At 29.6% G+C, this 10,240-nt stretch carries 9 protein-coding genes; 4 read left to right on the top strand and 5 right to left on the bottom strand.

Features of this window, described 5'->3' with window-relative positions:
• A partial coding sequence (locus AABJ49_RS02050) for a S1 RNA-binding domain-containing protein (protein ID WP_338375670.1) occupies positions 1-689 on the bottom strand: 689 nt, incomplete at its 3' end.
• Between the two features lie 287 nt (positions 690-976).
• Here AABJ49_RS02050 and AABJ49_RS02045 point away from each other — a divergent pair.
• A complete protein-coding gene (locus tag AABJ49_RS02045) occupies positions 977-2,428 on the top strand; it encodes an MBOAT family O-acyltransferase (RefSeq protein ID WP_338375668.1) in 1,452 nt (483 codons plus the stop codon).
• 4 nt (positions 2,429-2,432) lie between these two features.
• Entirely contained in the window at positions 2,433-3,389 is a 957-nt protein-coding gene (locus tag AABJ49_RS02040) for a hypothetical protein (RefSeq protein WP_338375666.1), read from the top strand.
• Between the two features lie 71 nt (positions 3,390-3,460).
• On the opposite strand, the gene cmk is transcribed toward AABJ49_RS02040, so the two are convergent.
• Together cmk and porQ are read right to left on the bottom strand one after the other, a co-directional pair.
• Positions 3,461-4,144: a (d)CMP kinase gene (gene cmk / locus AABJ49_RS02035; RefSeq protein WP_338375664.1), complete on the bottom strand. Its 684-nt coding sequence runs from the start codon at positions 4,142-4,144 to the stop codon at positions 3,461-3,463.
• 57 nt (positions 4,145-4,201) lie between these two features.
• The gene (gene porQ / locus AABJ49_RS02030) at positions 4,202-5,221 is read right to left on the bottom strand and encodes a type IX secretion system protein PorQ (protein ID WP_338375662.1); all 1,020 of its coding nucleotides are present in this window, start codon (positions 5,219-5,221) and stop codon (positions 4,202-4,204) included.
• A gap of 156 nt (positions 5,222-5,377) precedes the next feature.
• Here porQ and AABJ49_RS02025 point away from each other — a divergent pair, with 156 nt between their 5' ends.
• Positions 5,378-5,755: a 2-dehydro-3-deoxyphosphooctonate aldolase gene (locus AABJ49_RS02025; RefSeq protein WP_338375660.1), complete on the top strand. Its 378-nt coding sequence runs from the start codon at positions 5,378-5,380 to the stop codon at positions 5,753-5,755.
• Between the two features lie 82 nt (positions 5,756-5,837).
• Here AABJ49_RS02025 and sucC read toward each other — a convergent pair whose 3' ends face one another.
• Positions 5,838-7,031 (bottom strand): ADP-forming succinate--CoA ligase subunit beta, encoded by a 1,194-nt coding sequence (gene sucC, locus AABJ49_RS02020; protein WP_338375659.1) that lies wholly within the window; start codon positions 7,029-7,031, stop codon positions 5,838-5,840.
• 242 nt (positions 7,032-7,273) lie between these two features.
• On the opposite strand from sucC, the gene lysA reads away from it, so the two are divergent.
• The gene (gene lysA / locus AABJ49_RS02015; protein WP_338375657.1) at positions 7,274-8,515 is read left to right on the top strand and encodes a diaminopimelate decarboxylase; all 1,242 of its coding nucleotides are present in this window, start codon (positions 7,274-7,276) and stop codon (positions 8,513-8,515) included.
• Between the two features lie 75 nt (positions 8,516-8,590).
• Here lysA and pafA read toward each other — a convergent pair whose 3' ends face one another.
• Positions 8,591-10,201: an alkaline phosphatase PafA gene (gene pafA, locus AABJ49_RS02010; protein ID WP_338375655.1), complete on the bottom strand. Its 1,611-nt coding sequence runs from the start codon at positions 10,199-10,201 to the stop codon at positions 8,591-8,593.
• Positions 10,202-10,240: the final 39 nt, after the last annotated feature.

Raw genomic sequence — 10,240 nt, 5'->3', positions numbered from 1 at the left:
TAAGAAGTAATGTTTTTAACAACACCTTCTAATACTTGTCCTTTTTCTAATTGACCGATGATTTCTTTTTTCTGAATCTCAATATCTGCTTCAATAAGCGCTTTATGAGAAACTACTACGTTTTTAAATTCGTGATTAATTTTCACAACTTTAAATTCCATAGTTTTGTTTACATATTGATCGTAGTCACGGATTGGCTTCACATCAATTTGAGAACCTGGTAAGAATGCTTCAATTCCGAAAACATCTACAATCATACCACCTTTAGTTCTGCACTTAACAAAACCGTTAACGATTTCTCCAGTTTCATTAGCTGCGATAACTCTATCCCAAGCTTTGATAGTTCTAGCTTTTCTGTGAGATAATACTAATTGACCTGTTTTGTCCTCACGGATGTCAATTAATACTTCTACTTTGTCCCCAACTTTTAAGTTTGGGTTGTAACGAAATTCGTTTAATGAAATAACACCTTCAGATTTAGCATTGATATCAACGATAGCGTCTCTATCAGTGATTCTAACTACAGTACCTTCCACTACTTCATCGTCTTTAGTATCGATGAAAGTTTTAGTAACTAAATCTTCAAATTCTTGTAAGTTTTTTTCGTCAACGACATCTATACCTTCTGCATAGTTATGCCAGTTAAAATCTGCTAAAAACTGTTCTTGTGTTTTTGTTGTTTCAGACATGCTGATAATAAAATTTGTATTCTGTGTTTTTAATGAGTTTCTTATGTAGTTAAAAACGTCAGAAGTGATTTTTGTAAATTATTGATACCCAATGGAAACTCATCTCTACCAAAAGGTTTGCAAAAGTACTAATTATTTATGAAATAGCAATGTGTTTGTTGAGAAAATTAATCATTTAAAGTTTCTTAATTAATTTTATATTTACAAACTAAATAGTTGTTTGTGTAGTACTATTTACTCATAAGTTAATATATTATAAATAATTATTAAGATTATAAATCCATTAAATGCTTTTTAACTCAATAGATTTTGCAATATTTTTACCAATAGTATTTTTTTTATATTGGTTTGTTACGAATAAAAACCTGAAACTTCAAAACTTCATAATAGTAGTTGCAAGCTATACGTTTTACGGTTGGTGGGATTGGAGATTTCTTTCATTAATACTATTTAGTACAATCATTGATTACTCTATAGGATATAAATTATCAAAAGTAGAAAACACTTCTAAGCGAAAAACACTACTTTGGACAAGTATTTTAGTAAATCTTGGTCTTTTAGGTTTTTTCAAATATTATAACTTCTTTCTTGAAAATTTTGTTAATGCTTTTTCATTTTTTGGAACACCAATAAATACACAAGGATTAAATATTATATTACCCGTTGGAATTAGTTTTTACACATTCCAAACATTGAGTTACACAATTGATGTCTACAAGAGAAAGCTTGAACCTACAAAAGATTTTATCTCATTTGCAGCCTTTGTGAGTTTCTTTCCTCAACTAGTTGCTGGACCAATTGAAAGGGCAAAAAATTTATTACCACAATTTTATAAAAAAAGAATTTTTAAATATGATAAAGCTGTAGATGGTTTAAGACAAATTTTATGGGGTTTATTTAAGAAAATTGTTATAGCTGACAACTCTGCACAAATTGCAAATGAAATATTTAATAATTCGGATAATTATTCCGGAAGCACATTAGTTTTAGGTGCAGTATTCTTTACCTTTCAAATTTATTGTGATTTCTCTGGATATTCAGACATAGCAATTGGAACTTCAAGACTTTTTGGCTTTAATTTGAAACAAAATTTTGCTTTCCCTTATTTTTCAAGAGATATTGCTGAGTTTTGGAGACGTTGGCACATTTCCCTTTCAACTTGGTTTAGAGATTATTTATACATTCCATTAAGAGGTAGCAGAGGTGGAATTTGGATAACCGTTCGAAACATATTTGCAATATTCATCATAAGTGGATTTTGGCACGGTGCAAATTGGACTTTTATTGCATGGGGAACATTAAATGCTTTGTATTTTCTTCCTTTACTTTTACTAAAAAGAAATAGAATCAATATTGATATAGTTGCAAAAAATAAAATTTTACCCACATTTAGAGAATTTTGTCAAATGGGATTTACATTTAGTTTAACTGTTTTGGCATGGATATTTTTCAGAGCAGAAAATGTTAGTCATGCATTAAGTTATGTATCAACTATATTCTCAGAATCATTATTTTCAATTCCCAAAATGGAAATATCTAGATTCTACACTTTACAAGTTCTTCTAGTTATTTTCTTTTTTATAATTATAGAATGGTTAGGTAGAGAGGAAGATTATGCTTTATCAAAAATTGTTATTTTTAAAAGTCCGTTTTTACGAAGGAGTTTTTATTTCATAATTATACTGCTTATTACTGTTTTTTTAGGAGCAGAACAACAATTTATTTATTTCCAATTTTAATTCTATGAAAACATTTATTTATAAAACATCTATTTTTATTGGAATAAGTATTTTCTTGATAAGTATGATTTTTATTATTACAAATTCATTAGTAAAAAAAAATGCTAAATTTTCATTTAAAACTCCTGTTAATAATGTAATTTTTGGACATTCTCACTCTGAATGTGCTTTCAATGACTCTCTTATTAATAATTTTAAAAATTTATCTGAATCAAGAGAATCATATTTTTATTCATTTCAAAAAATTAAAAAGGTACTAGCACAAAATAAAGAAATAAAAAATGTATTTATAGAATTTTCTAACAAACAAATAACTAAAGAAATGGACTCTTGGATATGGGATGATTTATCTATTAATTCAAAAAGTCTTTACTTGCCTTTTTTAGATAAAGATGACATTAATTTACTTTTCAATAAAAATTCTAAATCATTTATAACAGGTAATTCTAAATCATTTAGAGAAAATATTACAAATTCTATAATGTGTAATTACGATTATACTAATAAAATTGGTGGATATAGAAGATTAGAACGAGACATAACTTATTCTTTAATAATTAACTTAAAAAGAAACGCTATTCCCTTTAGAAATAAAAAAAATGATATATCAATAAAAAATATCGAATATCTAGACAAAATTATTTCTTATTGTAACAAAAAAAATGTCAATATATTTTTTGTAAGAAGTCCTCAACATTTATATTGTAGAAATAACAATAATGAAATGGAATTTATTAAAATTATGAATGAAAAATTTAAGAATATTGTTTTTCTAGATTTTAATGATTTCCCATTAAAAAATGAAGAGTATGCAGACTATAGTCATTTAAATTATAAAGGTGCAAGAAAATTTTCTTTATGGTTCAATGAATTATTAGAAAAAGGATTACTATCGAAAACTAACAAAAGGGACTTTATAATAGATGAAATCAAAAAAATTAATGATAATCCGCAGAATTAATTACAATTATATATTGTGAGGAAAAGAATAATTACTGTTTATATAAAATATTTAGTTTTTAGAATTTTATATTAAACCCTCTCACCTACCAATTCCATCACCAAATCAAATTGCTCTTGTTTGCTCATAGCAGAATTGTCAATTTCAATAGCATCAACTGCTTTTTCTAGTGGAGAATCTTCTCGGTGTGTGTCGATATAATCGCGTTCTTGTACGTTTTGTAAGACTTCTTCGTAAGTCACGTGTTGGCCTTTTTCGATTAATTCCTTGAAACGTCTTTCGGCACGCGTTTCTGCACTGGAGTTCATGAAAATTTTCAATTCAGCATCTGGAAAAACTACAGTTCCTATGTCTCTTCCGTCCATTACAATGGCTTTGTTTTTACCCATTTCTTGTTGAGAAGCTACCAATTTACTTCGCACTTCAGAAATCTCAGCTACTTGACTCACACAACGTGAAACATCAAGGGTTCTGATTTCTTTTTCAACGTTTGTTCCGTTGACATAAATTTCAGCAAAACCTAAAGTATCATTAAAATGAAATTGTAAATTAATGTTTGGTAAAACTTTTATCAATTCGTCTTTATCCAAATGATTTTCTGAAACTAAACCATTTTGCATGGCATAAAATGTCACAGCACGATACATGGCACCAGTGTCAACATATACATAACCCAAATGTTTAGCCAATTGTTTCGCTAAAGTACTTTTTCCGGTGGACGAAAATCCATCAATTGCAATTGTAATTTTTTTCAAAACCTTTTATGTTTGTGGTTTATTCAGAAGACAGAATTAGTAATTCGTAATTCAAATTTATTGTAAATTAATCATCATTCCAAATAAACTAGTATTGGCAGCTACTGTATATCTTGAATACGAATAATCAAACCTTACTTTTCCAAAACGAATTCCAAAACCAGCAGAAATTCCCGAAAAATGTCTTTGATCTACAATTCGCAATTCTTCGGCTCTTCTAAAATTATATCCTAAACGAATACTAAATCCTTTATCTGGAAACAACTCTGCTCCTGCAATTACATGTCGCAATGCATTATTGACAAACGAAACCTTTTCTTCTTCTACTGATCCATCTAATGAACCTTCTGCTCTATTAGGATTTGAGAACGCAATATTCCATTGTTGTAAGTTTTCTAATGTAAAGTGCCAACGAATTGGTACATTTTCCATTAATTGCGAAACTCCAAAATCTATTGCTAAAGGTAATTTTTCGTTTATATCAGCAAATGGTTTAATTTGAAAACCAATGTTTCGAATAGCCAAACCATAATTAATATCGTTTGGTTCATCAATGTATAAAATTCCGATATCAGCAGCAACTCCAAAAGAACTATAAGATTCCAAACTTGAAGAAATCATTTTAGCATTGGCTCCCACATAAAAATCAGTCCAAGGAATGTTTTGAGCGTAACCAAATGAAAGCGCGATTTCACTTCCTGTAAATTCACCTGTTATATTTCCAAGTTCATCTCTTCCTTCAAAATTTCCGTAATTGATATAGTTTACACCAGCATGAAACGTTTGCACATGTCTGTCATATGTGTAAGCATAAGCAGCTGTTCCGTAAGTTACTTCACCAAAATAATTGCCGTAATTCGCGGATAAACGGTTATCCATTTCTGGATTAATAGTTGCTGGATTATAAAACGCTTGATTGACATCATAATCAACTACTGTAACGGTTTTTCCACCTAAAGCAGCTTGTCTTGGAGATTGAGCTAAGTTTAAAAATTGATATACGTATTTACCTCCTATTTGACCAAAAGAAACGGTCGAAAGGAAAATAAAACATATAATAAGGCAATTCTTTAACATAGCAAATGTTGTGTCAACGTTTATAACGCGGATGCGAAGATAAAATTATATAATTCAATATACAAAATAATAAAATTTGATTTTGTTAAGATTTTTAGTAAAAATGTAATCTCTAATTTTATATATTTACTTTATTGAAATTTTAACTTGTACAAAATGAAAAGACTTTTTTTAATTATTCCTTTTTATATGGTTATTTCATGCTCAACAACAAAAATGTCTGAAAGCATGGATAATACCGACTCCTCTTATGGTTATACTAAATCAAATCCTATAAAAGTTGGAGGTTATAACGACGGGCCTTTAAACGAAAGAAAATTTTTAAATTCATTAAGCGGTCCAAACGGAGAATCTCTTTGGTATGAACGCACAGGTAGTTGCTGTCAGTTTAAAACAAAAAATAGTCCTTTTGGAATGGGAATGTTAGATGCTTATAGGGTTACTTATACTGGAAAAAATGACACAGTCACGTTATACCTTAATATGTACGACAAAGATAATTTAAAAACACCTGTTGGATTTAAGTTTAAATAATTAATTACATACGATACAAATTTTATTAAAAAATCCCAAGCCTAAACTTGGGATTTTCTATATATAAAACTTTTATTTCTACTTAAGAAAGTGCTTTCTTTACTTGGTCAGCTGCTTCCTGAAATTGAACTGCTGATAAAATTGGCATTCCAGAATTATCGATTAATTCTTTAGCAATTTCAGCATTTGTTCCTTGTAATCTTACAATGATTGGCACTTTAATAGCATCACCCATGTTTTTGTAAGCATCAACAACTCCTTGTGCTACTCTATCACAACGAACAATTCCACCAAAGATGTTGATTAAAATGGCTTTTACGTTTGGATCTTTTAAGATGATTCTAAAAGCAGTTTCCACACGTTTAGCATCAGCTGTTCCACCAACGTCTAAGAAGTTAGCTGGTTCAAAACCTGCATATTTAATTAAATCCATAGTAGCCATTGCTAAACCTGCACCGTTTACCATACACCCTACAGTTCCGTCAAGGTCAACATAGTTTAATCCAACTTCTTTAGCTTCAACTTCAATAGGATTTTCTTCTCTAATGTCACGCATTTCAGCAATTTTTGCTTGTCTGTATAATGCATTATCATCAATATTTACTTTAGCATCAACTGCCATAATTTTATCATCTGAAGTTTTCAATACTGGATTGATTTCAAACATAGAAGCGTCTGAACCAATATATGCATTGTATAATGAAACTACGAATTTTGTCATTTCTTTGAAAGCATTTCCACTTAAACCTAAGTTAAATGCAATTCTTCTCGCTTGAAATCCTTGTAATCCAACAGAAGGGTCGATTTCTTCTGTAAAAATTAAATGTGGTGTATGTTCTGCAACTTCTTCAATATCCATTCCACCTTCCGTAGAATACATAATCATATTTCTACCTGTTCCTCTGTTTAAAAGTACTGACATATAAAATTCAGATGTTTCACTTTCACCAGGATAGTAAACATCTTCAGCTACTAAAACTTTGTGTACTCTCTTTCCTTGAGGTGGTGTTTGTGGTGTAATTAAATCCATACCAATGATTTGACCCGCAATTTCTGCAACTTGATCTAAATTTTTAGCTAATTTAACTCCTCCACCTTTTCCTCTTCCTCCTGCATGGATTTGAGCTTTAATTACGTGCCATCCTGTTCCTGTTTCTGCTGTTAATTGTTTAGCTTTAGCTACAGCCTCTTCAGAATTGTTAGCTATGTAACCTCTTTGGATGCGAACACCGTGACTCGCTAATATTTCTTTACCTTGATATTCGTGTAAATTCATAATTGTGATGCGTTTATCTTGTTTAAAAAGTGCCACAAAAATAACAAACTATTCTGTAACTCACTAACTATTTTCTTTTTTTTTATTAAGGGTAACTAATACATATTCCAAAAATATAATTATAACATATTAACTTATTTTTTATTAAAAATATAACAAAATGTTGTTTTTTGTTAATTTTGTAGAAAAATTTAATTTTATAGTTATTTTACCTATACATTTGCATTATTAATAAGAAGAATATGAAAACACAAGAATTATTACAGTTAGTAAATGAATTTGATAGCCCGTTGTATGTTTATGACGCTGCAAAAATAGAATCACAATATAAAAGATTAACAAATGCTTTTAGTAAGATTGAGCGTTTTAGAGTGCATTATGCTGTAAAAGCTTTGTCAAACGTATCAGTTTTGCGTTATTTAAAGACGTTAGGTTCAAGTTTAGATACAGTTTCTATTCAAGAAGTAAAGTTAGGACTTCATGCAGGTTTTGATCCTTCACAAATTATATATACTCCTAATGGTGTATCTATGGAAGAGATAGAAAAAGTAGCTGCTTTAGGGGTTCAAATTAATATTGATAATCTTTCCATATTAGAACAATTTGGAACAAAACATCCAAAGACTCCAGTTTGTATTCGTATTAATCCACACGTTATGGCTGGTGGAAATGCCAATATTTCCGTAGGACATATTGATAGTAAATTCGGAATTTCTATTCATCAACTACCTCATTTATTGAGAATCGTTGAAAATACAAAAATGCATATAAACGGAATTCACATGCATACTGGTTCTGATATTTTAGATGTTGGAGTGTTTTTATATGCAGCTGAAATATTATTTGATACTGCTAAGCATTTCAAAGAGCTAGATTTTATTGATTTTGGAAGTGGTTTTAAAGTACCTTATAAAGCTGATGATATTGAAACAGATGTGGAAGAATTTGGTAAAAAATTGACAAAAAGATTCTTAGCTTTCGAAAAAGAATATGGACGCGAATTAACATTGGCATTTGAGCCTGGAAAATTTTTGGTCAGTGAAGCAGGTGTCTTTTTAACTAAAGTAAATGTAGTAAAACAAACCACTTCGACTGTTTTTGCCGGAATTGATTCGGGTTTCAATCATTTAATTCGTCCTATGCTATATGGTTCTCAACACCATATCGATAACATTTCTAATCCAAAAGGAAAAGAGCGTTTCTATTCTGTTGTTGGTTATATTTGTGAAACTGATACATTTGCTAACAATAGAAGAATTTCTGAAATTACAGAAGGAGATATATTGTGTTTTAGAAATGCTGGTGCTTATTGTTATTCAATGGCTTCCAACTATAATTCAAGATACAAACCAGCTGAAGTATTGTGGTTAAACGGAAAAGGTCATTTGATTCGACAACGTGAAACTTTTGAAGATTTATTACAAAATCAAATTGTTTTAGATCTAGAAACTAGTAATTTGGAGTATAAAGAGTCTTTAGTTTAATCATTTTGTAAATTTACTAAATAAAAAATCACCTTTCTCAAGGTGATTTTTTATTTAGTACAAGTCATTGCTATCTTAATTTTCTAAAATTTCCTTTAACAATTCAGCTCTAGTGCCGCTTGGAAATGTAATTTTTAAAAGTTGCGATAAGGTTGGTGCTATTTGAGTAATTTCTTTTCTATCAAACGATTCTCCTTTTTTAATGTGCCAACCGTAAAACAATAGAGGTACGTGCGTATCATATGAATAGGGACTTCCGTGCGTTGTTCCTGTAGTAGAATATTCAACAAAACCTGGTTTTAAAGAAATAACTAATTCTCCATTCTGAATAGGATCATACCCATTTGCAATAAAATTCATTAAAAAATCATTCCCAGAATTCGTTAGTATTTCTTCTTCTGTATAAACTCTTTTTATGTATTTTTGAGTGTATAAATATGTTTTAAATATTTCTTTTACTTTATTTAAATCTAAACCTTTTTTGGCAATTAACTCCTTATTAAAAAACACATTAAAGTTTGAATAATCTAACAATAAATCTTCTCCATAAGTTGTTTTAGAAAATTCAATTAATTCATTTTTAATGCTTTTGTAATTAATATTGTTTACATCATATTTATTTTCTTTTAAATAAGTAACATTTTCAGCACCACCATGATCTGAAGTTAAAAATATAAGATAATTTCCTTTACCAACATTTTTATCTAAATATGAAATGAATTCTGCTAAAGATTCATCTAATCTTAAATAAGTATCTTGTAATTCTATGGAACGTGGTCCAAGAATGTGTCCGATATAATCTGTTGAAGAAAAGCTTACTGTCAAAAAATCTGTTATTTCATCTTTTCCTAATGCTTCTTTTTCTATGGCTCTTTTGGCAAAATCTACCAATAAATTGTTTCCATAAGGAGTTGAACGCAAAACACCAGCATCATTATTATCATACATATCCGTTAAATTGTATGGAAAAAAAGGTGTCTTTTTATATAATTTTCCTTCATAAGGATTATTATCGGTTAAACTTTCATTATAAACTTCTTTTGGTCTAGATAATTCCCATCCTTTATCGAGGTATTTTTCGTAATTTTTTTCATTATTAAAATCAGTTACCCAATTAGGTAAACTTTCACCGTAAAAAGTACTTGAAATAAAAGCTCCTGTTTTACTATACCAAAAAGCCCAATCTGCAAAATGTCCAGCTGGTAAAATAGCTCCTCTATCTTTTAAACTCATACCAATCACTTTTCCTTTGAAATTAGTAGCTAATTTCAACTCATCAGTAATAGTTGTGCTTTGCAGGTTTTTTGGAGACATTTTTCCTTCGCTTTCTGTGCCATTACCAACAGTTGAAACCGATTCATCATCTGTGCAGTACATATCTTTTCGGGTTGCTTTGTTGAACCAGTCATTCCCTATAATTCCGTTAACAGAAGGTGTTGCTCCAGTATAAATAGCAGCATGACCTGGAGCTGTGTAAGTGGGCATGTAATTGTAATGTGTGTTGTGAAAAGTATAACCTTCTTTCATCAATCGTTTAAATCCGTTTTCTGAAAAATCGTTTGAAAATCGATATAAGTATTCCATTTTCATTTGATCCACTACAATTCCAACAACTAATTTTGGTCTTCCTTGAGCACTAGAAAACATTGCAGTTAGCAGTGAAACTACTAAAAATATTTTTTTCATTGAAATTATTTTATACTGCAAAAATAAGGATTAGATATG

This window comes from uncultured Flavobacterium sp., assembly GCF_963922255.1.
In the GTDB taxonomy this organism is placed as follows: Bacteria; Bacteroidota; Bacteroidia; order Flavobacteriales; family Flavobacteriaceae; genus Flavobacterium.
This window is presented reverse-complemented; position numbering and strand designations above follow the sequence as displayed.

Bases quoted from the DNA above. Each gene is read 5' to 3' on its own strand.
- AABJ49_RS02045 (WP_338375668.1), top strand. From the start codon at position 977: ATGCTTTTTAACTCAATAGATTTTGCAATATTTTTACCAATAGTATTT.
- AABJ49_RS02040 (WP_338375666.1), top strand. From the start codon at position 2,433: ATGAAAACATTTATTTATAAAACATCTATTTTTATTGGAATAAGTATT.
- porQ (WP_338375662.1), bottom strand. From the start codon at position 5,221: ATGTTAAAGAATTGCCTTATTATATGTTTTATTTTCCTTTCGACCGTT.
- AABJ49_RS02025 (WP_338375660.1), top strand. From the start codon at position 5,378: ATGAAAAGACTTTTTTTAATTATTCCTTTTTATATGGTTATTTCATGC.
- sucC (WP_338375659.1), bottom strand. From the start codon at position 7,031: ATGAATTTACACGAATATCAAGGTAAAGAAATATTAGCGAGTCACGGT.
- lysA (WP_338375657.1), top strand. From the start codon at position 7,274: ATGAAAACACAAGAATTATTACAGTTAGTAAATGAATTTGATAGCCCG.
- pafA (WP_338375655.1), bottom strand. From the start codon at position 10,201: ATGAAAAAAATATTTTTAGTAGTTTCACTGCTAACTGCAATGTTTTCT.